22 protein-coding genes and 1 tRNA gene (1 of these 23 running past the window's edge) are annotated in these 23,757 nt (G+C 69.8%); 11 read left to right on the top strand and 12 right to left on the bottom strand.

The features are described from left to right. Positions 1-254: the 5' portion of a methyltransferase family protein gene (locus MNOD_RS00940; protein WP_244424638.1), read on the bottom strand. It extends 412 nt beyond the left edge of the window; the window shows 254 of its 666 coding nt (coding positions 1-254); its start codon is at positions 252-254; its stop codon lies off the left edge, out of view. A gap of 293 nt (positions 255-547) precedes the next feature. On the opposite strand from MNOD_RS00940, the gene MNOD_RS42315 reads away from it, so the two are divergent. From MNOD_RS42315 to MNOD_RS00975, 7 genes are all read left to right on the top strand, one after another. Then, positions 548-637: a K(+)-transporting ATPase subunit F gene (locus MNOD_RS42315; RefSeq protein WP_063748558.1), complete on the top strand. Its 90-nt coding sequence runs from the start codon at positions 548-550 to the stop codon at positions 635-637. Positions 638-650: 13 nt separating this feature from the next. After that, positions 651-2,366 carry a potassium-transporting ATPase subunit KdpA gene (gene kdpA, locus MNOD_RS00945; protein WP_015926951.1) on the top strand — a complete coding sequence of 572 codons (1,716 nt, stop codon included), beginning with the start codon at positions 651-653 and terminating at the stop codon, positions 2,364-2,366. Between the two features lie 115 nt (positions 2,367-2,481). After that, complete coding sequence (locus MNOD_RS49830) at positions 2,482-2,610, top strand: hypothetical protein (protein ID WP_280113442.1); 129 nt, start codon at positions 2,482-2,484, stop codon at positions 2,608-2,610. Between the two features lie 60 nt (positions 2,611-2,670). Then, on the top strand, positions 2,671-4,776 hold the full coding sequence (gene kdpB, locus MNOD_RS00955; protein ID WP_015926953.1) for a potassium-transporting ATPase subunit KdpB: 2,106 nt from the start codon (positions 2,671-2,673) through the stop codon (positions 4,774-4,776). A 77-nt stretch (positions 4,777-4,853) separates the two neighbouring features. Further along, the gene (locus tag MNOD_RS00960) at positions 4,854-5,459 is read left to right on the top strand and encodes a K(+)-transporting ATPase subunit C (RefSeq protein WP_015926954.1); all 606 of its coding nucleotides are present in this window, start codon (positions 4,854-4,856) and stop codon (positions 5,457-5,459) included. 22 nt (positions 5,460-5,481) lie between these two features. Continuing rightward, positions 5,482-8,205, top strand: a complete 2,724-nt coding sequence (locus MNOD_RS00965; RefSeq protein ID WP_015926955.1) for a sensor histidine kinase — start codon at positions 5,482-5,484, stop codon at positions 8,203-8,205. Positions 8,206-8,389: 184 nt separating this feature from the next. Further along, complete coding sequence (locus tag MNOD_RS00975) at positions 8,390-8,860, top strand: PTS sugar transporter subunit IIA (protein WP_015926957.1); 471 nt, start codon at positions 8,390-8,392, stop codon at positions 8,858-8,860. On the opposite strand, the gene MNOD_RS00980 is transcribed toward MNOD_RS00975, so the two are convergent. Continuing rightward, positions 8,841-9,623 carry a 2-keto-4-pentenoate hydratase gene (locus MNOD_RS00980; RefSeq protein WP_015926958.1) on the bottom strand — a complete coding sequence of 261 codons (783 nt, stop codon included), beginning with the start codon at positions 9,621-9,623 and terminating at the stop codon, positions 8,841-8,843. The genes MNOD_RS00975 and MNOD_RS00980 overlap by 20 nt on opposite strands. A gap of 183 nt (positions 9,624-9,806) precedes the next feature. On the opposite strand from MNOD_RS00980, the gene MNOD_RS49835 reads away from it, so the two are divergent. After that, the gene (locus MNOD_RS49835) at positions 9,807-9,929 is read left to right on the top strand and encodes a hypothetical protein (protein WP_280113443.1); all 123 of its coding nucleotides are present in this window, start codon (positions 9,807-9,809) and stop codon (positions 9,927-9,929) included. A 54-nt stretch (positions 9,930-9,983) separates the two neighbouring features. On the opposite strand, the gene MNOD_RS00985 is transcribed toward MNOD_RS49835, so the two are convergent. Continuing rightward, complete coding sequence (locus MNOD_RS00985; protein WP_015926959.1) at positions 9,984-11,525, bottom strand: alpha-amylase C-terminal beta-sheet domain-containing protein; 1,542 nt, start codon at positions 11,523-11,525, stop codon at positions 9,984-9,986. A 119-nt stretch (positions 11,526-11,644) separates the two neighbouring features. Beyond that, a complete protein-coding gene (locus MNOD_RS00990) occupies positions 11,645-11,857 on the bottom strand; it encodes a dodecin (protein ID WP_015926960.1) in 213 nt (70 codons plus the stop codon). Positions 11,858-12,241: 384 nt separating this feature from the next. Between MNOD_RS00990 and MNOD_RS00995 the strand changes: the two genes are divergently transcribed. The 3 genes from MNOD_RS00995 to MNOD_RS01005 all read left to right on the top strand — a co-directional run bounded on the left by MNOD_RS00995 (position 12,242) and on the right by MNOD_RS01005 (position 16,103). After that, the gene (locus tag MNOD_RS00995; protein WP_015926961.1) at positions 12,242-14,236 is read left to right on the top strand and encodes a transglycosylase domain-containing protein; all 1,995 of its coding nucleotides are present in this window, start codon (positions 12,242-12,244) and stop codon (positions 14,234-14,236) included. 329 nt (positions 14,237-14,565) lie between these two features. Then, complete coding sequence (locus tag MNOD_RS01000) at positions 14,566-14,808, top strand: hypothetical protein (protein WP_015926962.1); 243 nt, start codon at positions 14,566-14,568, stop codon at positions 14,806-14,808. A 26-nt stretch (positions 14,809-14,834) separates the two neighbouring features. After that, positions 14,835-16,103, top strand: coding sequence for an App1 family protein (locus MNOD_RS01005; RefSeq protein ID WP_015926963.1), 1,269 nt, complete (start codon positions 14,835-14,837; stop codon positions 16,101-16,103). Here the strand turns inward: MNOD_RS01005 and MNOD_RS45925 are convergent. The 8 genes from MNOD_RS45925 to MNOD_RS01040 all read right to left on the bottom strand — a co-directional run bounded on the left by MNOD_RS45925 (position 16,088) and on the right by MNOD_RS01040 (position 23,714). Continuing rightward, on the bottom strand, positions 16,088-16,315 hold the full coding sequence (locus MNOD_RS45925; RefSeq protein WP_157091362.1) for a hypothetical protein: 228 nt from the start codon (positions 16,313-16,315) through the stop codon (positions 16,088-16,090). The genes MNOD_RS01005 and MNOD_RS45925 overlap by 16 nt on opposite strands. Positions 16,316-16,436: 121 nt before the next feature. Further along, positions 16,437-16,521, bottom strand: a tRNA-Tyr gene (locus tag MNOD_RS01010). 96 nt (positions 16,522-16,617) lie between these two features. Next, on the bottom strand, positions 16,618-18,411 hold the full coding sequence (gene recJ, locus MNOD_RS01015) for a single-stranded-DNA-specific exonuclease RecJ (RefSeq protein WP_015926964.1): 1,794 nt from the start codon (positions 18,409-18,411) through the stop codon (positions 16,618-16,620). A 273-nt stretch (positions 18,412-18,684) separates the two neighbouring features. Next, complete coding sequence (locus tag MNOD_RS01020; RefSeq protein ID WP_015926965.1) at positions 18,685-20,082, bottom strand: NAD(P)(+) transhydrogenase (Re/Si-specific) subunit beta; 1,398 nt, start codon at positions 20,080-20,082, stop codon at positions 18,685-18,687. 4 nt (positions 20,083-20,086) lie between these two features. Further along, on the bottom strand, positions 20,087-20,536 hold the full coding sequence (locus MNOD_RS01025; RefSeq protein WP_015926966.1) for a proton-translocating transhydrogenase family protein: 450 nt from the start codon (positions 20,534-20,536) through the stop codon (positions 20,087-20,089). Between the two features lie 17 nt (positions 20,537-20,553). Then, on the bottom strand, positions 20,554-21,693 hold the full coding sequence (locus MNOD_RS01030; RefSeq protein ID WP_015926967.1) for a Re/Si-specific NAD(P)(+) transhydrogenase subunit alpha: 1,140 nt from the start codon (positions 21,691-21,693) through the stop codon (positions 20,554-20,556). A gap of 219 nt (positions 21,694-21,912) precedes the next feature. Continuing rightward, the gene (locus MNOD_RS01035) at positions 21,913-22,206 is read right to left on the bottom strand and encodes an aa3-type cytochrome c oxidase subunit IV (RefSeq protein ID WP_015926968.1); all 294 of its coding nucleotides are present in this window, start codon (positions 22,204-22,206) and stop codon (positions 21,913-21,915) included. A 146-nt stretch (positions 22,207-22,352) separates the two neighbouring features. After that, on the bottom strand, positions 22,353-23,714 hold the full coding sequence (locus MNOD_RS01040; RefSeq protein WP_015926969.1) for an ABC1 kinase family protein: 1,362 nt from the start codon (positions 23,712-23,714) through the stop codon (positions 22,353-22,355). Positions 23,715-23,757: the final 43 nt, after the last annotated feature.

The following is a 23,757-nucleotide window of genomic DNA, read 5'->3' on the forward strand; positions in this document are numbered from 1 at the left end:
AGCCAGACTGAGAACGCCAGCGCGATCAACGCCATCACGACCCGGTCGCGCGGGGCCTGGTCGGCGCTGAAGGGCGAGGCCATGCGGGCCGCGAGCAGCCCCGGGTCGGTGAGCGCCAGCCAGATGCCGATGGCGACGCCGCAGCCGATGAACAGCGCCAGGAACCACCAGCCTTCAGGCCATGCCAGCGTGCCCGCGGGCCCGAACAGGACGAGACCGAGAAGGACGGTTCCAACCAGCGTGTGCAGCGCCATCCGCATCATCGCGACGCCTCATGAGCCAGGGCGTCGGCCGGAGACGCGGACGGGCCCGGATCTTTATGCCTTCTTTATAAGATGACCCTCCGGTCCATCTCGATTCCTCACGCGGTTCCCGACCATCTTCATCGACGGCAGCGCCCAGCGGAGACCTTGGTCCGCGGGCGGCCTGCCCGGACCTGATCGGACGAACCATGCTCGACATCGTCTTCATCGCCGGGGGCTTGGCGTTCTTCGCCGCCTCGGTCGGCTACGCCGCCCTGTGCGAACGGCTCTGAGGGAGGCCGCCCGTGACCCTCGACCTCACCCTCGGCGCCCTCGTGACCGCTTGCCTCCTCGTCTACCTCACCTACGCCCTCGTCCGCCCCGAGCGGTTCTGAAGGACCAATCCCCATGACCCTCAACGGCTGGACCCAGATCACGCTCTATGGCGCGGTCGTGCTGGCGCTCGTCAAACCGCTCGGCTGGTACATGACGCGCGTCTTCACCGGCGAACGGACCCTGCTGTCTCCCGTGCTCGCGCCCATCGAGCGCGGGCTCTACCGCGCAGCGGGCATCGACGCACGCCAGGAGCAGACCTGGCTCGGCTATGCCGGCGCGCTGCTCCTCTTCCACGTCTTCGGCTTCCTGGTGCTCTACGCCATCCTGCGCCTGCAGGCGGCGTTGCCCCTCAATCCGGCGGATCAGGCGGCGGTGGCACCGGATCTCGCCTTCAACACCTCGGCGAGCTTCATCACCAACACCAACTGGCAGAACTACGGGGGCGAGAGCACGCTCTCCTACCTGTCCCAGATGCTGGGGCTTACCCACCAGAACTTCCTCTCGGCGGCCACCGGCATCGCGGTGGCGGTCGCGCTGATCCGAGGCTTCGCCCGGGCCTCGACCCGGACGCTCGGCTCGTTCTGGGTCGACCTGACCCGGGCCATCCTCTACGTGCTTCTGCCGATCTGCATTCTCTACACGCTGTTCCTGGTCTGGCAGGGCATCCCGCAGACGCTCGGGGCCTATATCGACGCCACTACGCTCGAAGGCGGCAAGCAGACGATCGCGCTCGGGCCGGTCGCCAGCCAGGTGGCGATCAAGATGCTCGGCACCAACGGCGGCGGCTTCTTCAACGCCAACGCGGCGCACCCGTTCGAGAACCCGACCGCCCTGTCGAACTTCGTCCAGATGGTCTCGATCTTCGCCATCGGGGCGGCGCTCACCAACGTGTTCGGCCGCATGGTCGGCGACGAGCGCCAGGGCTGGGCGATCCTCGCCGCCATGGGCGCGCTGTTCCTCGCCGGCGTGGCCGTGGCCTATTGGGCCGAGGCCAACGGCAGCCCGGTCCTCGCCTCCTTCGGCCTTTCCGGCGGCAACCTGGAGGGCAAGGAGGTCCGCTTCGACATCGCGGCCTCGGCGCTGTTCGCGGTCGTCACCACGGCCGCCTCCTGCGGCGCCGTGAATGCCATGCACGACAGCTTCACGGCGCTCGGCGGCATGATCCCGCTCGTCAACATGCAGCTCGGCGAGGTGATCATCGGCGGCGTGGGCGCCGGCCTCTACGGCATGCTGATCTTCGTCGTCGTGGCGATCTTCGTCGCCGGGCTGATGGTCGGCCGCACCCCCGAATACCTCGGCAAGAAGATCGAGACGAAGGAGGTCAAGATGGCCATGCTCGGCATCCTGTGCCTGCCGCTGATGATGCTGGGCTTCACGGCGCTTGCCACCGTCCTGCCGACCGGGCTCGCGGGTCCGGCCAATGCGGGCCCGCACGGCTTCTCGGAGATCCTCTACGCCTATACCTCGGCGGCGGCCAATAACGGCTCGGCCTTCGCGGGCCTCTCGGGCAACACGCCGTTCTACAACGCGACGCTCGCGGTCGGCATGCTGGTCGGGCGGTTCTTCGTGATCATCCCGGCGCTGGCGATCGCCGGCGCGCTGGCCGCCAAGAAGACGGTTCCGGCCTCGGCCGGCACCTTCCCGACCGATGGCGCGCTGTTCGTCGGCCTGCTCGTCGGGGTGATCCTGATCATCGGCGGCCTGACCTTCTTCCCGGCCCTGGCGCTCGGCCCGGTCGTCGAGCATCTCGCCGGCGCGGCCGGCCAGACCTTCGCGATGGGAGACTGAGATGTGCGACACCGGTTCCCTGAGGGTCGCGCAGAGGCGCGCGGCCTTGCGCCCGGGTGCCTCCCGGCGCCGGGGTCTCGCCCTCCACAGGCCCCGCCCTCCGGTCTGGAGCCGCATGTCCCCGACACGGGAAGGCCCGAGGGCATCCGACCTCGTCCTCGCCATGCTTGGCGTGACCCTGCTCGGGGGCTTGGCCCTGATGGCTTCCATCGACCTCCTCGGTCGCGGCCTCGCGCAGCACTGAAACTCCCGGGCCGGCGAACCGCGCCGGCCTCGCAGCGCCCTTCCCGACGGACAAGTCCCCATGGCCCGCCAGATCTCGTCCCTGTTCAGCGCCGCCCTGATCGGGCCCGCGCTCATCGGCGCGGTGCGCAAGCTCGACCCGCGCATCCTCATCAGGAATCCCGTCATGTTCGTGGTCGAGGTGGTCGCCGCGCTCACGACCGTCCTGTTCGTGCGCGACGTCCTCACAGGAGGCGCCGACCTCGCCTTCACGGGCCAGATCATCCTCTGGCTGTGGTTCACCGTGCTGTTCGCCAACTTCGCCGAGGCCATCGCGGAGGGGCGCGGCAAGGCCCAGGCCGATGCCTTGCGGCGCACCCGCACCGAGATGACGGCAAAGCTCCTCACCGGCCCCGCCGCTTCGGTCGGCGGCCCCCGGAGCGGCTTCCGCGTGGTGCCGGGCACCACCCTGAGGGTCGGCGACGTGGTGCTGGTCGAGGCCGGCGACCTGATCCCCTCCGACGGCGAGGTCATCGAGGGCGTGGCCTCGGTGAACGAGGCGGCAATCACCGGCGAATCCGCCCCCGTGATCCGCGAATCCGGCGGCGACCGCTCGGCGGTCACCGGCGGCACGCAGGTGCTCTCGGATTGGATCCGGGTGCGTATCACGGCGGCGGCGGGCTCGACCTTCGTCGACCGCATGATCGCCCTGGTCGAGGGCGCGGCGCGCCAGAAGACCCCGAACGAGATCGCGCTCAACATCCTGCTCGCCGGCCTCACGATCATCTTCGTCATCGCGGTGGCGACGATCCCGAGCTTCGCTGCTTACGCGGGCGGCGCCATCCCGATGGTGGTGCTGGTGGCGCTGTTCGTGACCCTGATCCCGACCACGATCGGGGCGCTGCTCTCGGCCATCGGCATCGCGGGCATGGACCGGCTGGTGCGCTTCAACGTGCTCGCCATGTCGGGCCGCGCCGTCGAGGCGGCGGGCGACGTCGACACCTTGCTCCTCGACAAGACCGGCACGATCACGCTGGGCAACCGCCAGGCGGCGGAGTTCCGCCCGCTGCGCGGCGTCACCGAACAGGAGCTGGCGGATGCGGCCCAGCTCGCCTCGCTGGCCGACGAGACGCCGGAGGGCCGCTCGATCGTGGTGCTGACCAAGGAGAGGTACGGGATCCGCGCCCGCGACATGGCGAGCCTCCACGCCACCTTCGTGCCGTTCACGGCGCAGTCGCGCATGTCGGGCGTCGACCTCGACGGATCCTCGATCCGCAAGGGCGCCGTCGATGCGATCCTCGCGCACGTGACCGCCTCCGCCACCGCCGTAGTGCCGAGCGGCGCGATCCGGGTGATGCAGCCCCAGGTCTCGGCTGCCGCCGTCCGCGAGGTCCAGGCCATCACCGAGGAGATCGCGAAGGCGGGCGGCACGCCGCTCGCGGTGGCCCGCGGCGGGCGCCTGCTCGGGGTGGTCCACCTCAAGGACATCGTGAAGGGCGGCATCCGCGAACGCTTCGCGGAGCTGCGCCGCATGGGCATCCGCACCGTGATGATCACCGGCGACAATCCGGTGACCGCGGCGGCCATCGCGGCGGAGGCCGGCGTCGACGACTTCCTCGCCCAGGCCACCCCCGAGGACAAGCTCGCCCTCATCCGCAAGGAGCAACAGCAGGGCAAGCTGGTGGCCATGTGCGGCGATGGCACCAACGACGCGCCGGCGCTCGCCCAGGCGGATGTCGGTGTCGCCATGAATACCGGCACGGTCGCCGCCCGCGAGGCGGGCAACATGGTCGACCTCGATTCCGACCCGACCAAGCTCATCGAGATCGTCGAGATCGGCAAGCAGCTGCTGATGACCCGCGGCGCGCTCACCACCTTCTCGATCGCCAACGACGTGGCGAAGTATTTCGCCATCATCCCGGCGATGTTCGTGACGCTCTACCCGCAGCTGCAGGCGCTCAACGTGATGGGGCTGGCCTCGCCGCAGAGCGCGATCCTCTCGGCGATCATCTTCAACGCGCTGATCATCGTCGCGTTGATCCCGCTGGCACTCAAGGGCGTGCGCTACCGGGCGGTCGGCGCCGCCGCGCTGCTGCGGCGCAACCTCATGATCTACGGCTTGGGGGGCATCCTGGTGCCCTTCGCCGGCATCAAGCTCATCGACCTCGCGGTCAGTGCCCTGCTCTAGGTTTTTGATTGTGCCGCATTTTCTGAGACGAACCGGCATCCACTTCGTCGGAAAATGCTCTAAGGGAGTTCCGCTCCATGCTCCAGCATCTGCGCCCCACCCTGGTCCTGGGGGTCGCCCTGACCCTGCTCACGGGCCTCGCCTACCCGCTCGCGATGACCGGCCTCGCCGGGATCCTCTTCCCGGTAGAGGCCGCCGGCAGCCTCGTCGAGCGTGACGGCAAGGTGGTCGGCTCCAGGCTCATCGGTCAGAGCTTCACCGGCGACCGCTTCTTCCACGGCCGGCCCTCGGCGACCACGGCGCCGGACCCCACCGACGCCTCCAAGACCATGCCGGCGCCCTACAACGCGGCGAATTCGGGCGGCTCCAACCTCGGTCCGACCAGCGCGGCCCTGGCCGACCGGGTCAAGGCCGATGTCGAGCGGCTCCGGGCCGAGAATCCGGGCGCGCCCGTGCCGGTGGACCTCGTGACCACCAGCGGCTCGGGCCTCGACCCGGACATTTCGCCCGAAGCCGCGCTGTTCCAGGTGCCCCGCATCGCCAAGGCGCGCCATCTTCCCGAGGAGCGCCTGCGCGACCTCGTGGCCGCGCAGGTCCAGGGCCGGACCCTCGGCCTCATCGGCGAGCCGCGCGTGAACGTGCTCGCGCTCAATCTCGCCCTCGACGAGCTTGCCGGGAAATAGGCTCCCGGCCACGGTCACGCGCATGTCCGAACCACGCCGAGATCCGACCCGCCCCTCGCCCGATGCGCTGCTCGCCGCCGCCCGCCGGGAGGAGGGCCGGCGCGGGCGCCTCAAGGTGTTCCTCGGTGCGGCGCCCGGCGTCGGCAAGACCTACGAGATGCTCACCATCGGGCGGGCCCGGCGGAAGGCCGGCGCCGACGTGGTGGTGGGGATCGTCGAGACCCACGGCCGGGCCGAGACCGAGGTGCTGCTGGAGGGCTTCGAGGTGATCCCCCGCCGCCGCGTGCCCTATCGCGGCACGCTGCTGGAGGAGATGGATCTCGACGCGCTCCTCGCCCGCCGCCCGGCTCTCGCCCTGGTGGACGAGCTCGCCCACACCAACGCCCCGGGCTCGCGCCACCCGAAGCGCTACCAGGACGTCGAAGAGCTGCTCGATGCCGGCATCGACGTTTTGACCACCCTCAATATCCAGCATGTCGAGAGCCTCAACGACGTGGTGGCCTCCATCACCCGCATCCGCGTACGCGAGACCGTGCCGGATTCGATCCTCGACCGGGCCGACGACATCGAGGTGGTCGACCTCAACCCGGACGACCTGATCCAGCGGCTCAAGGACGGCAAGGTCTACGTGCCGCAGAACGCCGAGCGGGCGCTCAAGCACTACTTCTCGCGCGGGAACCTGACGGCTTTGCGCGAACTCGCCCTGCGGTGCACGGCCGACCGGGTCGATGACGAGCTCCTCAGCCATATGCGGGCGAATGCCATCGCCGGGCCATGGGGCGCCGGCGAGCGCGTGCTGGTCTGCGTCGGCGAGGATCCGCGCGCGGCCGGGCTCGTGCGCTATGCCAAGCGCCTCGCCGACCGGCTGCACGCGCCCTGGACCGCGCTCACCGTCGAGGGGCCGCGCAGCCCGTCCCTGAGCGAGGCCGAGCGCGACCGCATCGCCGACACCCTGCGGCTGGCCGACCGGCTCGGCGGCGATACCGTCACCATCCCGGGCGGGCGGCGCATTGCCGAGGACATCCTCGCCTATGCGCGTTCGGCCAATGTCAACCACGTCGTGGTCGGCAAGTCCGATCGCTCGTGGCTGTTCGAGCTCATGCACGGCTCGGTGGTGCACGACCTCGTGCGCCGGAGCGGCACCATCAGCGTCCACGTCGTGGCCGGCGAGGCCGCAGAGGCAGCACCGGTGCCGCGCAAGACCGTGGCCACCATGGCGGCCACGCCGGCCTGGGGGCCGCGCCCCTATGCGGTCGCCCTCTTGGCGGTCGCGGCGGCCCTCGGCGTGGCCCTCCTCGGCCAGCCCTATGTCGGGGTCGAGAATTCCAACCTGTTCCTGCTCTCCTCGGTGGTCGCGGTGGCGGTGCGGTACGGGCTCGGCCCGTCGCTGCTCGCGGTCGTCGCCGCCTCGCTGTCCTACAACTTCTTCTTCCTGCCCCCGGTCTACACCTTCACCATCGCCGACCCGACGAACGTGGCGGCCTTCGTGCTGTTCACGGTGGTGGCGGTGCTGGTCTCGAACCTCGCCGCCCGCTCGCAGCGTGTCGCCGCCGTCGCTCAGGCGCGCGCGCGAGCGACCGAGCGCCTCTACGGCTTCTCCCGCAAGCTCGCGAGCTGCGGCACCCTCGACGACGTGCTCTGGGCGACCTGCGCGCAGGTGGCGGCGATGCTCAAGGTGCGGGTCGTGCTGCTCCTGCCCGAGCAGGACGGGCTGGCGGTGCGGGCCGGCTACCCGCCGGAGGACATGCTCGACGACGCCGATGTGGCGGCCGCCAAGTGGGCCTTCGACAACGACCGGTCCGCGGGCCGGGGAGCCGACACCCTGCCGGGCGCCAAGCGTCTGTTCCTGCCGATGCGGACGGGCCGCGGCACCATCGGGGTGATCGGGCTCGATGCCGACGGCACCGGCCCGATCCTCACGCCGGAAGGCCGGCGCCTGCTCGACGCGCTCGCCGACCAGGGGGCACTCGCCATCGAGCGGGTTCGCCTCGTCGAGGACCTCGACCGGGCCGAGCGGGCCGCCGAGACGGACCGGCTGCGTCAGGCGCTGCTCACCTCGATGTCCCACGACCTGCGCACCCCGCTCGCCTCGGTGCTGGGCGCCGCCACCACCCTGCGCGACCTCGACGAGGCGCTGGCCCCCGAGGCCAAGCGGGACCTGCTGGCGACGATCATCGCGGAATCCGAGCGGCTGAACCGCTTCATCGCCAATCTCCTCGACATGACCCGGCTCGAGGCCGGCGCGGTCGCGCCCAACCTCGCCCCGCACGACATCGGCGAGACGGTCGGCACCGCGCTGCGCCGCACCGAGGCAATGCTGGCCGGGCACCGCGTCGCGATCGACGTGCCGGCCGACCTTCCGGCCCTGCGGCTCGACCCGGTGCTGTTCGAGCAGGTGCTGGTGAACCTGCTCGACAACGCCGCGAAATACGCACCCGAGGGCTCCACGGTGACCATCCGCGGGTGGCGGGAGGGGAGCCTCGTGCGCCTCCAGGTGCTCGACGAGGGCGAGGGCCTGCCCGAGGCCGAGATCGAGCGGGTGTTCGACAAGTTCTACCGCGTCCGCAAGGGCGACCGGGTCCGGGCCGGGACCGGGCTCGGGCTGTCCATCGCCCGTGGCTTCGTCGAGGCGATGGGCGGCGCCCTCGTCGCCGCGAACCGCCCCGACCGCCCGGGAGCCGCCTTCACCCTGACGCTGCCGGTCCCGGCAAAGGACCGGGACGCCGCTCCGGAGATCGCCGCATGAGCATCCGGATCCTCGTCGCCGACGGCGAGCCGCCGATCCGCAGGCTGCCGCGGACGGACCTCCCGGCCCCGGGGACGCGCCGGCCCCAGCCTGGGGCGACGACCTTGACCCGCTTGAAGCGCCCTCCCCTGTCGTGGATGCCGTTCGGCGGGGAGCGCTCCAGCCCCTCCCGCGGTCCCCTGCCATGACCCTCGAAGATCTGCTGTCGCCGGACCAGGCCGTCACAGGCCTTCGGGTCGGCGGAAAGGACGCCCTCCTGGAGGAGATGGCCCGCCGCGCCGGACGCGCCACCGGGCTCGGCATGGATGCCATCCTGTCGGCGCTGGTGAAGCGCGAGGCGCTCGGTTCGACCGGGGTCGGGGACGGCGTCGCCCTGCCGCATGGCCGGCTGGCCGGGCTCGCCCGCCCCTTCGGCCTGCTGGCGAGCCTGCGGGCCGCCATCGCCTACGAGGCGGTCGACGACCGGCCCGTCGACCTCGTCGTCCTGCTGCTTCTGCCAAGGAACGCGGAGGGCGCGGACCTGAACGCCCTGGCCTGCGTGGCGCGCCGGCTGCGCGACAGGCGGGTGGCCGATGCGATGCGCGCGGCCCGCGACGCGGCGCAGCTCTATGCCGCGGCCTGCGGGGCCGGATCGCTCACGCGATCCGGAGCGTGACGCGGCCCAATGGCCCGAACTCGGCCAGCACGGTCTGGCCGGGCAGGACCTGGATGAGGCCGGTGCAGCTCCCGGTGGCGACGAGGTCGCCGGCATTGAGGCACAGATCACGCTCGGCGAGGTAGCCGGCGAGCCACGCCACGGCGGCGATCGGCGACCCGAGGATGTCGGCGCCCCGGCCGCGGGCGAGTTCGTTGCCGTCGACGCGAAGCGACACCGCGGCCTCCCTCAGGTCCCCGTCGTGCCAGCCCGCGACCCGAGGCCCGCGGATACGCGCGACGTCGAGGCCGAAATCGGCGGTGGCGGTCCAGGCGTTGAGGAGGATGCCGTTCGGCATGCGGCGGCCGAGGAGGTGCAGGTCGAGATGGCAGGAGACACAGGCCTCCGCCGCCCGCTCCTCCGTGATCTCCTCGCCATCGTCCGGGAATGGCCGCCCGAGCCGGAACGCGAAGCCGGCCCCCACCCCGATGGCGCCTCCCGGCAGGTGCAGGCTCCCTCCTTCCTCCAGGAGCCCTTCGCGCACGAGCGGGGCGACGACCGGGTGCTCGCAGCACAGGAGCTTGGCGCAGGGAGGGCTCGTCCCGGTCAGCACGTAGCCGGCCGGGGCGCCGCCGAGGTGGCGCAGCGCCGCCGCCAGCACGGCCTCGGCGTCGTCGAGGTCGGACAGGCGCCGCAGGTCGGCGTTGGTCGAGATCTGCCCGGTGCGGCGCGCCATGGCCAGGTCCCAGCCCAGGGCCTCGGTCTCGGAAGGGGCGAGTGGCATCGGATCACCCTTGGGCTTCGACACGGCCGGGGATGTGCCATGCGCAGTAGGTCGCCCGCCGCGCGGCGCCGGCAAGACGGCATCGAGTCGCCGTTGGCCCCCCTGCATCTAATACGGTTTCCGGTTGATTCCTTCCCCGCGCGTCCTCACCCGGAAGGAATCAACCGGAAACCGTATAAGCTCTTGATTTGGCGGTCCATCACCACGTCAAACGGCACCATCGTGGTGCCGGTCCCCGAGAACATGCACGCCGGGGCGGCAGGCGAGGCCATCCACCGCCAGGCGACGGTGGTGGGAGCGCCGTGACGGCAGTGGCTCTCGCGATCCGCGAATTCGAAAGCCTGCCGTCCGGGCTGGGCTCTAATTGAGCAGGCGATCGGGCACGTCGATCGTCTGCGGGTCCCGGTAGATCGGGATCGGCAAGGGCGCCCTGAGCGGAGCCTCCTGGAAAGCAGGATTGCCGGAGAGCCCCACCCACACCGTCCACCCGGCCCCCCGGGCATATTCGCGGTAGTCGCGATAGCCCGACCGGGACGGCTGCCAGTCCGTGTCGCTTCCTCCGATCCTGACGTAGAGATCCCCGTTCCGCCCCTCTACGCGGGCGGCATAGACGTTGGCTGAACGCGCGTTGTCCTGCGGGTGGACGGCACTGCCGGCGTGCACGCCTGCCACCTTCCGGGCATTGATCAGCGCACGGATCTTGGCGCTCAGGTCAGGGCCCCAATCAAAGTAGTGCTTCCAGTAAACCGCCGGCACGCCAGGGTGGGTGAGAATACGGGCATATCCCTGCTCCACCTCCCAGCCGTTCGCAAAGCTGTCGGCCGTGTGGCTGTTCTCAGGCGTGCCGTCCTCGTTGGTCCGGTAGCCCGTGTCATGGTTCTCCAGAAAGGTGACTGCCTTGTTCTTCCAGGGCTGTCCATCGGTGGTGTCGCCGACGAGGCCGCGCCCGGTGCCGTATTGCGCGACGGAGTCGCCCTTGTGGTCCTTCAGGTAGAACTGGGTCATGAAGTCGAACACGCTGCTGGACGTCTCCAGGCGACCCGGAACGGCAGCCGTAAACCACACCCACCCTCGTTGTTCGTCCGGCTTGTCCCAATCGTATTCGCCCACCGAGAAGGTTGGGGCGGAGGCGCGGTTGTACACGGCGATCCACCTGGCGTGGTAGCCGTGGACCATGTCGTAGCGCCACCCGCGGTAGCCGAGACTCTTCAGCTGAAGCAGGTAACGGATGATGTCCCGGCGGACTTGCTCATTGGTGTGGTCGAGGTCCCGGAACGAGCCATAGGCATAGGTGGTCCCGCCGTGTCGGGCATACTCGACCGGCTTCTCTTCCGGAGCGCCTCTTTGAGGCACGGGCAGGTTGAACAGGGGTGAGGCGGGGTTGGTGAACGCCTCATCGTCGCGCGTTATCGCCCACGGACCCCAATCCGGATTCCTGAAGTCGCCCCAGCTCTGAGATCCATCGCGGTGGTTGAGGACGAGATCGGCAACCGGCTCGACCCCGTTGCCGAGCAGGTTCGTCAGCATGGACGCGTGCTCGGCAGCATCACCGTAGCTGTTGTCGAGGTCGAAATACTCTTTGGGGTTGTAGCCTGCGCTGTGGAGGCATTCGCGCGGCATGCATGCCGCGTGAGCGCCAGAAAAGGAGGGCGAAGGCAGCCAGATGAGATCAAAGCGGCCCGCGCGGATGGCTGGAGCGAGTTCCGCAACGATACGATACCAACGCTTGTTGCCGTAGGCCGGGAACTTGACGGGGTGGCCGTGCCGATAGGATTCCCAGTAGAAGCTCTGCAACAGAACACGGTCATCGTCGAATCCAGCTTGCCCGTGCGCTGCACGCGGCAGAGCGAGCGCAACCGGCAGCATGGCGATGAACGCGATCAGGATCGATCGGCAACGCATGCCCGTCCTCCCAGCGTGATGCCAACGGCCCAGGCTGCTGACGCAGCGGGCCGTCGACGGCGAACCGGAGACGGAGCCAGTGGACCGCCGCGCCGGCAGCCACAGCGCATTTCATCAGCTCAGCTGTCTTCCATCGTGAAGCCGACCTTCAATGTAACCTGGAAGTGCTGAATTTTGCCGTTGGCGATTTGGCCGCGCGTTTCCTGCACCTCGAACCACCGGAGATTGCGCAAGGTACTTCCGGCGCGAGCGATGGCCGTCTGAATCGCATCTTCGATCGACACGGTCGACGAACCGACAATCTCGGTCAGTTTGTATACATGTTCAGACATGACACTCCCCTCCAACCACTGCACCATCGCGCGCACGCCGACAGCAGATCATCTTTGGGAGATACAATCGGCTACAACACATCTCCTTCCCTAGGAGCGACTGCTACTTCGCCGTCCGTTCTTGCTCACATCGACGTGAGCGCGTCAGCCTCGACTGCTGTGTCGGCTCGCTGTGTGGCCGATGTTGTCTGACGGCGGGCATTGAAGCAAGCAGCAAGTGCAGCCCCGTCTTGTTTGCATCGCCACCGGACAGGAATGCCAGGCATCGCCACTCCGCGGTGATGCGGGCCTTCCGGCACCAGCACCCTTGTAGATCATCCGCCGCGATCACACCTGCTCCAGCCGTGGCCGCGCCCGTTCCTGCGCCGACCCTGGAGTTGAGACATGCGCCGCCGTGTCGGCCTCGCCCTGCTCTGCTCGGCCGCGATCGCCGGCCCGGCTCATGCCGGCCCCGCCGAGAGCCTGTCCTTCTGGGATCTCAAGCCCGGGCAGCTGCGCATTCTGGTCGCCTCGCCGCAGGTCATGGTCACCCGCACCGCATCCGGCTGGGAGGCCTATTGCCGCTGTCCCGTAGTGCTCAAGCCGAATGAAATCCCGGAGGCGATGAAGAAGGCCATCATCGCCGTCGAGGATCGGCGCTTCATGGAGCACGGCGGCGTCGACCTCGTCGCTCTGGCGGCGGTGCTCCGCGGCGGACTGAGTCGAGGCGGCAGCACCATACCCATGCAGCTCCTCAAGAACCTCGTGTTCCACGATCTGCAGGGCCGCGACCTCTTCAGCAAGCTCGAACGCAAGGGCTCCGAGGTCTGGCATGCCGGAACCTTCGACGGGGCCGTCGGCAAACAGGAGCTGCTTGCGGCCTATCTCAACCAGATCGAGTTCGGCGGACGCGAGATCGTCGGCCTCTATCGCGCGAGCCGGTACTACTTCCACAAGGAGCCCCGGGACCTGAACCTGTTCGAGTGCGCGCTGCTAGCCGGCATGGTGCAGGCGCCTGCCCGGTTCAATCCGGTCAAGGAGACCACAAAGGAGCGCGCCTATGAGCGCGCGAGGCTCGTGCTCGGCCTCATGGTCCAGCAGGGCAAGATCAGCCAGGCCGAGCGGCTGCGGGCCGAGCGGGTCGGCGTGCGCCCGGGGCTGCTGCCGGAGTTCAGGATCCAGGCGCAGCCCTTCACGGAGTGGATCGTCCAGACCTTGGCCCCACGCTTCGTGCAGGAGGGTGAGACGATCAGGTTCTTCGTCACCCTGGAGCCTCGGTTTCAGCGCCTGGCCGAGAAGCAGCTGAGCGACATGGTCGGCGAGGGGACCATCCCGGCCGAATACGAGGCGGGGGCCGTGATGATGTCCGGCGACGGGCGGGTTCGCGCGATGATCGGCAGCGTGGATTGGTCGCGTCGGCAGTTCAACGCGGCCGTGAAGACGAGCGTGCAGCCCGGCTCGACGGCGAAGCTGCCGCTGATCGTGGCGGCCTGCGAGGCCGGCCTCTCGCCGCAGAGCCGGGTGGTCGATCGTCCGATCACCGCGACGTGGCCCGCCAACGGACATCTCGGCTACAAAGGTGAGACGACGCTCCTGGAGGCGATGGCGTCCTCTCGAAATGCCGCGGCCGTCCGGCTCACCCAGGATCTCGGGGTTCGGCGCGTGGCGGCGGTGAGCCGCCGGCTCGGCATCGAGCCGGGGCCCGATCCGGATGCGGGCTTCGTCCTCGGCTCCTTCTCGACCAACGTGCTGAGCATGACGGCGGCTTACGCCACGGTTGCGAACGGTGGCTATCGCGTCGCGCCGACCGGCGTGCTCGCCGTCGTGGACGGCCGCGGGCAGGTGCGCGCGAGCTTCCTGGACCCGATCCGGACGCGGGTCATCCCGCAAAACTGCGTCGCACCGACACGCAGCATCCTGCGGGAGGTCGTCCGCTCCGGGACAGGACGGAGCGCCGGCCTGGGCCGATGGGCGGCGTATGGAAAGACGGGGACCTCCACGGGCAACGCCGATGCGTGGTTCGTGGGCTGGAGCGAGGGGCGTGTCCTGGGCGTCTGGATGGGGCGGCGGCGTGATGCCGTCGGAGAGGGCCTGGCCGGCAAAGGGGCGCCCGCCGAGTACTTCCGGCGCGTGTCGTCCAGCGCGAACGAGATGGTGGAATACCGCATCGCTCAGCAGCGCGGCAAAGCCGGCAGCCGAACCGCAGGCGGGCCCGATCGCCAGAAAGCCGCCAATCCGCAGAAGGCGCCCGAGCACAGGCCGGTTCACGCGAGCCTGGCGCCACGCCTCGACGGACCTGAAGCGATCCGACTGAATGCCGCCCCGCGCCCGCCTTTGCGGCCGTTCAGAGAGGCCGTGCCCTGGTTGCGCGACGAGGACGAGGACTTGAGCCCCTGGTGAGGCACGATCGTCGCGCTTCTGATCCATTCTGTTCGGATCCATTCCTGTCCGGATCCCGGGCGCATCCCATCGAACAGCCGCGCTGACGGACAGCCGCGTCATTCAACGCGCTAGGCCGCTGGCGCTGGAGCCGCGCCCGTTTCGGTTGAAACGGCCACGGCTCTAAGCCTTTGATGTGACGCGCTCCCTTGCGCCGAACCGGGATCCACTGCGGCGGGGAGCGCTCTAGTGGTCTGGACCGGCGGCCCTTACCGATAAGATCGTGATCGAGGCCTGCTCGATCTATGTTGTATGCTGCCGCGTGGCACACGCCGCAGCAGGAGCTCGAGATGACGAAGCTCTTCATCGCCAAGATCACCGAAGCCGGCGCGCCGCGCCCGCTCGTCACCGTACGGGCGGCGGGCGAGGGAGAAGCCCGCCTGTTCCTGGAAGCCGCCTACCCCGACGCCGACATCGAGGCGGTGGTGGAGCCGAGCGACTGGGTGAGCGACGCCGACACGGGAATCGCGGCCGGCGACATCCGCGAGCATCCCGGCGTCGCCTGGCAGGCGCCGTCGAGCTTGGCCGATTAGGATCTGCGCAGCGGGATGTCGTCGCCATGGCCATCGCTCGGGCTCGCCGGCTGAGGCGTTCCGCCGCCTGGATTCTGAGCCTGCTCGCGCGGCCGGCGCGCAGGGCGCAAGTGACGCAAGGCGTGGCGGTCGAAGCCTATCGCGGCTACGGCTCCGCCGAGGAGATCTTCCTCATCGGCCGCGTGTTCCGGCAATCCGGCACGGAGCGCGACGCGGACCCGGACGACCTGCGCGCGCAGTTGCGCGACATCGGCCGGCGGATCCGGCGCCGGCGCCTCGCCGATGTCGGCGTGACGGCGTGCTTCGGCGGCAGCGCGGTGCGCGTCGCGACCGACGGAGACGGTTACTTCCGCATCCACCTGCGCCCCCGCGAGCCGCCTCGGAGCGAGGGGGCGTGGCACCCGGTCGAGATCACCCTCGACGCGGATCCTCCGGTTCACGCGCAGGGCGAGGTGTTCATCCCGCCCGAGCGCTGCCGCTTCGTGGTGATCAGCGACATCGACGACACCGTCATGCACACCGGTGTCGCCAACAAGCTCAAGATGCTCTGGCGCCTGTTCGTCGCCGACGCGGCGAGCCGGGTCGCCTTTCCGGGCGTCGCGGCGCTCTACCGCGCGCTCCATGCCGGCCCCGCCGGCGCGGAGCGGAACCCGATGCTCTACGTGTCGCGCGCGCCTTGGGGCATCTACGACATGCTCTCGGAGTTCTTCCGGCTGCATGCCATTCCGGTCGGGCCGGTGCTGTTCCTGCGCGAGTGGGGGCTGTCGTGGCGCCATCCCCTGCCGCGTCGGGCCGAGGAGCACAAGCGCGATCTGATCGGCCACATGCTCACGCTCTACCACGACCTGCCGTTCGTGCTGATCGGCGACAGTGGTCAGCATGATCCCGAGGTCTACGCGCGGATCGTGAGCGAGAACCCCGGCCGGGTGCTGGCGGTCTACATCCGCAACGTGTCGCGCGAGGCGAGCCGCGCAGCGGAGATCGAGCAGCTTGCGAAGACGGTCGCGGCGGCAGGAAGCAGCCTCGTGCTGGCTGCCGACAGCCGCGCGATCGCCGAGCACGCGGCACGCCTCGGCCTGATTGCTGCGCAAGCGGTGGAGGATGTCGCCTCGGAGAAGGTGGCGGCCGAAGGCGCAGGCCGACGGTCTCCGCTACGCCGGATCAGCAGGTCCACGCCCGATGCCACCGCCGCGGCCGTGACCGGAGGAGAACTGGACGCTGCGCTCGATGACTCGTCGCCCGATCCCCCGAACGTCATCGTCGAGCCCGCGCACCGGGGTCACACCGGCTCATAGGAGGCGGAGCTGCGCATCTTGCGAGAAAGCAAAGTACCGACGAACGGGCGATGATGCCGACGGTCCTTTTCAAGGCCGGTTGGGATCAGTTCGCCACCGGCAGCGCCGACCCTGACGGATGAAACCGGCTGAATGAGCGCTCCCGCCGGCGGCAGCCAACCCCGGCCCTCAATCGAATGCTGGCTCAGCATGAGGAGCGCGGCGGCTGCCACGCAGGTCAGGTTCTATTTAGCTGGCGTGAGAGCCTTGGCGCCAAAATGCCGGAATGGCCAAGAGCCTGAGCATGCGCCGTTCTCAAGGCAGCTGGAAACTTTGCGATTTGCTGAGAATGGGTGGTGGGGGAAGTAGGACTCGAACCTACGAAGGCATAGCCAGCGGATTTACAGTCCGCCCCCTTTGCCGCTCGGGACATTCCCCCATCGCGGCGGTGGCCGCGGGGCCGGCGCGCCGGGCGCCGACGGAGGCCCTTATGGTGGAGCCCCCCCGCAGGTGTCAAGCGGGATGACCGGCCGGATCAGACGGTCTCGGCCGCATCGCACAGCCGCAGCTGAACCCGCTCCCCGCCGCGCCAACGGTCGCGCGACAGCGTGCCGGCGGCATGGATGTCCCGGCCGATGCTGCGCAGGAGCAGTTGACCGAGCGGCCCCTCGGCGGCCCGGAAGGCGATCGCCCCCACGGTGACGCCGTCGCGTCCGCGCAACTGTGCCTTGACGTGGCCGGTGCCGACGATGCGGGCATCTGCGATCCGGTGGCGGGCGAGCGCGAAGACGGGCTCGGGCGCCCCCTGGCCGAAGGGACCGGCCCGCTCCACCGCCGCGACGAGATCGGGCTGCACGCCTCCGGCCGAGAGCACTCCGTCGACGAGGAGGGCCTGAGCGGCGCGGGCATCCCCCACCGCCGCGGCAAGTTCCTGGGAGAGCCCGTCGCGGAACCGGTCGAGATCGACGGCGGCGAGCGTCACGCCCGCCGCCATGGCGTGGCCGCCGCCCTTAGCTGCGAGCCCCGCCTCCACGGCCCGGCGCACTGCCCGGCCGAGATCAGCCCCGATGATGGAGCGCCCGGACCCGGTGGCAGTGCCGTCCTCGCGCAGGGCGAAGGCGAAGGCCGGGCGCCCGAACCGCTCCTTGAGCCGCGCCGCGATCAGGCCCACGACGCCCGGATGCCAATCGGGGCTCCCGGCCACGATCACCGGCTGGTCCGGATCGCGCTCCAGGCGCAGGGCGGCCAGAGCCTCGGCCTCGGCCACGGCGGCGGCCTCGATGGCCTGTCGCTCCCGGTTGAGCTGATCGAGCTGCGCGGCGATGCCGGCCGCCTCGATCGGATCCTCGCAGAGGAGGAGGCGCGCGCCGAGAGTGGCGTCGCCGATCCGCCCTCCGGCATTGATGCGGGGGCCGACCAGGAAGCCGAGATGCCAAGCCTGCGGCGGTTCCGCGAGGCCCGCAGCGTCGAGGAGCGCCGCGAGGCCGCGCCGCCCGCGCCCGCGCATCACCGCAAGCCCCTGGCGCACGAAGGCGCGGTTGAGGCCGAGCAAGGGCACCACATCGGCGACGGTAGCGAGCGCCACGAGGTCGAGGCCGGCCATCAGGTCGGGAACCTCCACGCCGTCGCGGCGCAGCCGCCGCTTGAGCGCAACCAGGGTGAGGAAGACCACGCCCGCCGCGCAGAGATGACCGAGCCCCGAGAGGTCGTCGAGGCGATTCGGGTTCACGACGGCCCGGGCCGGGGGAAGCGTCTCGGGAGCGCCGTGATGATCGAGGACCAGCACGTCGAGGCCGAGCCGCGCGGCCTCGGCCAGGGGTCCGTGCCCCGCGGTGCCGCAATCCACCGTGACGAGGAGGCTCGCCCCCTCCCCTGCCAGCATGCGGATGGCCTCGCCATTCGGGCCATAGCCCTCGGTGATCCGGTCCGGGATGTGAAGGCGGAACGGCACGCCGAGATCGCGCAGCGTGCCGGCGAGGAGCGCGGCGCTCGCCGCGCCGTCGACATCGTAATCGCCGAAGATCGCGACCTTCTCGCGCCGGAGCACCGCATGCGCGAGCCGATCGGCCGCCGCCTCCATGTCGACGAGGATGCTCGGGTCCGGCATCAGATCGCGCAGGCGCGGCTCGAGGAAGCCCGGCACCTCGCCCGGGGCGACGCCGCGGCCCGCGAGCACCCGGGCCAGCACCTCGGGAAGGCCGTGGCTCTGCGCGATGGTGACGGCCGCCGCCTGGGGGCCGGCCTCGGCGCAGCGGTCGCGCCAGGGGCGGCCGAGCACGGAGCGGTGAACGTCGAGGAGCGGGCGCGGGTGGTCGATGAGGGCGGTCACGCGGGCCAGTCTAGCCGGATTCCCGCTCGGCCGCTGCCGCAGCCGGGAGACACCTCAAAAGCGAGCAAGAGCGGGGCGTCATGCGGCTTCCAGTTGATCTGTTCCAAGACGAGTCCGCGCGGGGAACCCCTCTCCCGTGCGGGAGAGGGGATCCCGCGGTTCCCGCGCCCTCTCGTTTCCGAACAGATCACCCGGAAGCCGTATCATGCCCCCTCGCCGCAATAAAAAAGCGGGGCGCTAAGGCCCCGCTCGATTCGCCATCGCAAGCCCGGTTCAGAAGCTCTTGACGATCTCGTCGACCACCTTCTTGGCGTCGCCGAACAGCATCATGGTGTTGTCGCGGAAGAACACCTCGTTCTCGACGCCTGCATAGCCCGAGCCCATGCCGCGCTTGACGAACAGCACGGTCTTGGCCTTCTCCACGTCGAGGATCGGCATGCCGAAGATCGGCGATTGCGGATCCGTCTTGGCGGCCGGGTTGGTGACGTCGTTGGCGCCGATCACGAAGGCGACATCCGCCTGCGGGAACTCGCCGTTGATGTCCTCCAGCTCGAACACCTCGTCGTAGGGCACGTTCGCCTCGGCGAGGAGCACGTTCATGTGGCCCGGCATGCGGCCCGCCACCGGGTGGATGGCGTACTTGACCTCGACGCCCTCCTTCTTGAGCTGGTCGGCCATCTCGCGGAGCGAGTGCTGGGCCTGCGCCACCGCCATGCCGTAGCCCGGCACGATGATGACCTTCTCGGCATTCTTCATGATGAAGGCCGCATCGTCCGCCGAGCCCTGCTTCACCGGCCGCGCCTCGACCTGCCCGCCGGCCGCGACGGCGGATTCGCCGCCGAAGCCGCCCAGGATCACCGAGATGAACGAGCGGTTCATCGCGTGGCACATGATGTAGGACAGGATCGCGCCCGAGGAGCCGACCAGGGAGCCGGTGATGATCAGCGCGAGGTTGCCGAGCGTGAAGCCGATGCCCGCCGCGGCCCAGCCCGAATAGGAGTTGAGCATCGAGACGACGACCGGCATGTCGGCGCCGCCGATCGGGATGATCAGGAGCCCGCCCAGCGCGAAGGACAGGAGCACGATCAGCCAGAAGAGGACCTTGCTCTCGTTGGCGATGAAGGTCGCGAGCAGGACGACGAGCAGGACGCCCAGCAGGATGTTGATGAGGTGCCGCTGCGGCAGCATGATCGGCTTGCCCGACATGCGCCCGTCGAGCTTGAGGAAGGCGATCACCGAGCCCGTGAAGGTGATGGCGCCGATGGCGACGCCGAGCCCCATCTCGAACAAGGACTGCTTGTGGATGTGGCCGCCTTCCAGGATGCCGAAGGCATGCGGCGCGTAGAGCGCGCCCGCCGCCACTGCCACGGCCGCGAGACCGACGAGGGAGTGGAAGGCCGCCACGAGCTGCGGCATCGCGGTCATCGGCACGCGCCGGGCGATGACGGCGCCCACGCCGCCGCCGATTCCGAGGCCGAGCAGCACCAGCAACCACGCGCCCGCGCCGGCAGGCGCGTGGCCGACGAGCGTGGTCAGGATCGCGATCCCCATGCCGACCATGCCGTACAGGTTGCCCTGCCGGGAGGTGGTCGGGTGCGACAGGCCCCGCAGCGCCATGATGAACAGGACGCCGGCGACGATGTAGAGAAGGGAAGAGATGTTCTCCGACATCGCGTCACGCCTTCTTCTTGTACATGCCGAGCATGCGCTGGGTGACGAGGAAGCCGCCGAAGATGTTCACGCTCGCGAAGACGAGGCCGAGGAAGCCGAGGAAGCGGGCAATTCCGGTGCCCTTCTCGACGAGCGGAACGCCGACCGCGAGGAGCGCGCCGACCACGATCACCGACGAGATCGCGTTGGTGACCGACATCAGGGGGGTGTGGAGGGCCGGGGTCACCGACCAGACCACGTAATAGCCGACGAAGATCGCCAGCACGAAGATCGCGAGGCGGAACACGGTGGGATCGACCGCGCCGTGGGTGACGGCCGCGATGCCGTGGCCGGCCGCATCGGCGATGGCCTGGGCTTGTTCGGCGGCCTTGGCCGCGATGTCGGCGGCGGTCCGGGCGGCGGCAGCCGCCGCGCGCGCCTGCTCGGCCGCCTGGTCTGGAGGAAGCGTCGCCATGAAGGTCTCCGCGGGGATCAGGCGTTGGGCTGGAAGTTCGGATGGATGACGGCGCCGTCGCGCGTCAGGCAGGTCGCCTTGACGAGCTCGTCATCCCACTTCACGGCGAGGCTCTTCGACGCCTTGTCGATCAGGGTCTCGACGAAGGCATAGAGATTGCGCGCGTAGAGGCTCGACGAGGTGGCGGCGAGGCGGCCCGGCACGTTGGCGTAGGCCACGATCTTCACGCCGTTCGGCGTCTCGACGATCTCGTCGGCCTTGGCGCCCTCGACATTGCCGCCGCGCTCCACCGCGAGGTCGACCAGCACGGAGCCCGGCCGCATCGCCGCAATCATCTCGGCGGTGACGAGCCTGGGGGCGGGACGGCCCGGGATCAGCGCCGTGGTGATGACGATGTCCTGCTTGGCGATGTGGCTCGCCACCAGCTCCGCCTGCTTGCGGCGGTACTCGGCCGACATCTCCTTGGCGTAGCCGCCCGCGGTCTCGGCCTGCTTGAACTCCTCGTCCTCGACGGCGATGAACTTGGCGCCGAGCGACTCGACCTGCTCCTTGGCGGCCGGGCGCACGTCGGTCGCCGTCACCACGGCGCCGAGGCGGCGTGCGGTGGCGATGGCCTGGAGCCCGGCGACGCCGGCCCCCATCACGAAGACGCGGGCCGCCGGCACGGTGCCGGCCGCGGTCATCATCATGGGCAGCGCCCGGCCGTAGACGGCGGCCCCGTCCACCACGGCGCGGTAGCCGGCGAGGTTCGCCTGGCTCGACAGCACGTCCATCACCTGCGCGCGGGTGATGCGCGGCATCAGCTCCATGGCGATGGCGGCAACCCCCGCATCGGCCAGGGCCTTGATCTCGGCCTCGTGGCCGTAGGGGTCCATGATCCCGACGACGATCGCTCCGCGCTTGAGCCCCGGGAGCTCCTCGGCGGCCGGCCGGCGGACGCGCAGCACGATTTCGGCATCCTTCGCGGCCGCGGCTGCGTCCGGCGCAATGGTCGCGCCGACGGCCTCGAACTCGCTGTCGGGAAGCCCGGCCTTGGCGCCGGCACCCGACTGGACCGTCACGTCGGCGCCGAGCGACTTGTATTTCTTGACCGTCTCGGGGATCGCCGCGACGCGCGGCTCCGCCGGGTCGGTCTCGGATAGCACCGCGATCCGCATCCATTCATCCTTCGGTCATGTGTGGAGAACGGCTGCCGGCGACGCCGGCACCGAGGGGAGACCCACACAACCGTGAAGCTGATTCCTCCCGCCGAGATCGCCTCTAGTGTATTTTTTCGAGCTTTGAAAGCGCGGCGCGGCCATTCGCACACAACGCGAAAGGCCGCTGCCTTGCCGGGCAGCGGCCTTTCGCCGGTCTCAGGCAGTTCCGAATGCGGATCAGTACAGGGCGAGAAGAACCGCGAGCAGCACCGCCACCGCTCCCGGCGCCCGCCAGCCGAGCGCCGGCGCCAGGGCGCCGACCGCGCCGGCGAGGCCCGACAGCACGACGCCGAAGATCGCCGTGAGCCACGCCTCGCGGATCCCGCCGATCCCGAGCGACAGAATCCAGCAGACCACGACCGTGGTGGCGATCTCCACGAAGCGCACGAAGCCGCGATAGGTCGCCTCGTGGGTGTCCCCGTCCATGGAGGGCCCGTAAGCGTCGTTGGAGGCGTGGTTGCTGCTAGCCATTCTGCGGGGGCCCCGGTCGTCTCGGTGTTGGGAGGCGCTTTAGCGCATGGTCCGGGTTGCGGCAATGCAGGAGGCACCGGGATCGGCACCCCCATTCGGGTGAGACGGAGCGCGTGGGCGAAGCGGGATTAAACGCGCTTCCCGCCTCACGCGGGGAGCGGCAGCTTCGCCGCTTCGAGCGCCATCTTCTGGCGGGCCGCCAGCTCATCAAGGGAGAAGCGGTCGATCTCGGCCTCGAACAGGCGGTGATAGTTCAACTCCGAGCGCAGGTGCAGGAACACCGCCCCGAGCCCCACCGCCGCCCGGTCCATGAACACGAATTCCCGCGGCACGGTGACGGGGCCGCGCTCCTTGAGGGCGCGGTGCACCTCGAAGGCCTGGCGCCGGCCGTATTCGCCGGGCTTCACCCCATCGGCCACCGTGCGCACGCGGTCCTCGAGGAGCGGCCCATAGATGAACCGTGCCCAGATGTTGAGGATGTCGATCAACTCGCGGTTGAGCCGGCGGAAGCCCCAGCTCTCGTAGGCATGGACGATGCGCTCCTGGTCATCGTGCAGGAGGCCCCGGTAGAGATCGACCACGCCGCCGACGAAGCGCGGGTGGAAGATGCGGATGCAGCCGTAATCGAGCAGGTTGATGCCCTGCGGCTCGCCGCCCTCCGAGAACACCGTGTAGTTGCCGAGATGCGGGTCCCCGTGGATGACGGCGGCGCGGCTGAAGGGGTGCCACCACGCCTTGAACATCGCGTGGGCGAGCCGGTTGCGGATCTCCAGCGGGGCCTGCGCGAAGGTCAGGATCTTCTCGCCCTCGAGCCAGTCGAGGGTCAGCAGGCGCTTCGTCGTGAGGCCCGGATGCACGCCGGGCACCCGGACGGTCGCGATGTCGCGCAGCACCTCGCTGTAGAGGGCGGCATGCTTGGCCTCGCGCAGGTAGTCGAGCTCCTCCCGCACCCGGTCGCCGATCTCCTTGGCGATCTCGCGGGTGTCGATGGCGATGCGCATGCGCCGGTGCAGCGCGAAGGCGAATTCGAGCTGCTTGAGATCCGCCTCGACGGCGGATTGCATGTCCGGGTACTGGAGCTTGCAGGCGAGCGGGGCGCCGTCCCGGGTCGCGGCCCGGTGCACCTGGCCGAGGGAGGCGGCCGCGGAGGGCTTCAGGTCGAAGCTGCCGAAGCGGCTCTGCCAATCGGCCCCGAGTTCGGCCGCCATGCGCCGCTTGACGAAGGCGGCGCCCATCGGCGGCGCCTCGGATTGCAGCTTCTGCAGCTCCTGGGCGTATTCGGGCGGCAGCAGATCGGGAACGGTGGCGAGAAGCTGCGCCACCTTCATGATCGGCCCCTTCAGGCCCCCGAGGGCCTGAGCCAGGGCGGCGGCGTTCGACAGCTCCTCGCCCTTCCGGCCGAGCAGCCGGGACCCCGCCATCCGGGCCGCGACGCCGCCCATATTGGCGCCGACCCGGGCATAGCGGGCGGCGCGGGCGGAGAAGCGGTTGGCTTCGGTGTCGGACATGCGCGGAAACTCACCGGAAGGCGTTGGCGGGCCTCGATTCCAA

Source organism: Methylobacterium nodulans ORS 2060 (assembly GCF_000022085.1).
GTDB lineage: Bacteria > Pseudomonadota > Alphaproteobacteria > Rhizobiales > Beijerinckiaceae > Methylobacterium > Methylobacterium nodulans.

Excerpts from the sequence above, each read along its gene's own strand:
- kdpB (WP_015926953.1), top strand. The coding sequence starts at position 2,671 with ATGGCCCGCCAGATCTCGTCCCTGTTCAGCGCCGCCCTGATCGGGCCC.
- MNOD_RS01020 (WP_015926965.1), bottom strand. The coding sequence starts at position 20,082 with ATGTCGGAGAACATCTCTTCCCTTCTCTACATCGTCGCCGGCGTCCTG.
- MNOD_RS01040 (WP_015926969.1), bottom strand. The coding sequence starts at position 23,714 with ATGTCCGACACCGAAGCCAACCGCTTCTCCGCCCGCGCCGCCCGCTAT.
- MNOD_RS01000 (WP_015926962.1), top strand. The coding sequence starts at position 14,566 with ATGACGAAGCTCTTCATCGCCAAGATCACCGAAGCCGGCGCGCCGCGC.
- MNOD_RS00975 (WP_015926957.1), top strand. The coding sequence starts at position 8,390 with ATGACCCTCGAAGATCTGCTGTCGCCGGACCAGGCCGTCACAGGCCTT.
- MNOD_RS00960 (WP_015926954.1), top strand. The coding sequence starts at position 4,854 with ATGCTCCAGCATCTGCGCCCCACCCTGGTCCTGGGGGTCGCCCTGACC.
- MNOD_RS00965 (WP_015926955.1), top strand. The coding sequence starts at position 5,482 with ATGTCCGAACCACGCCGAGATCCGACCCGCCCCTCGCCCGATGCGCTG.
- MNOD_RS01035 (WP_015926968.1), bottom strand. The coding sequence starts at position 22,206 with ATGGCTAGCAGCAACCACGCCTCCAACGACGCTTACGGGCCCTCCATG.
- MNOD_RS00990 (WP_015926960.1), bottom strand. The coding sequence starts at position 11,857 with ATGTCTGAACATGTATACAAACTGACCGAGATTGTCGGTTCGTCGACC.
- MNOD_RS01030 (WP_015926967.1), bottom strand. The coding sequence starts at position 21,693 with ATGCGGATCGCGGTGCTATCCGAGACCGACCCGGCGGAGCCGCGCGTC.
- kdpA (WP_015926951.1), top strand. The coding sequence starts at position 651 with ATGACCCTCAACGGCTGGACCCAGATCACGCTCTATGGCGCGGTCGTG.
- MNOD_RS00985 (WP_015926959.1), bottom strand. The coding sequence starts at position 11,525 with ATGCGTTGCCGATCGATCCTGATCGCGTTCATCGCCATGCTGCCGGTT.
- MNOD_RS00980 (WP_015926958.1), bottom strand. The coding sequence starts at position 9,623 with ATGCCACTCGCCCCTTCCGAGACCGAGGCCCTGGGCTGGGACCTGGCC.
- MNOD_RS01005 (WP_015926963.1), top strand. The coding sequence starts at position 14,835 with ATGGCCATCGCTCGGGCTCGCCGGCTGAGGCGTTCCGCCGCCTGGATT.
- MNOD_RS01025 (WP_015926966.1), bottom strand. The coding sequence starts at position 20,536 with ATGGCGACGCTTCCTCCAGACCAGGCGGCCGAGCAGGCGCGCGCGGCG.
- MNOD_RS00995 (WP_015926961.1), top strand. The coding sequence starts at position 12,242 with ATGCGCCGCCGTGTCGGCCTCGCCCTGCTCTGCTCGGCCGCGATCGCC.
- MNOD_RS49830 (WP_280113442.1), top strand. The coding sequence starts at position 2,482 with ATGTCCCCGACACGGGAAGGCCCGAGGGCATCCGACCTCGTCCTCGCC.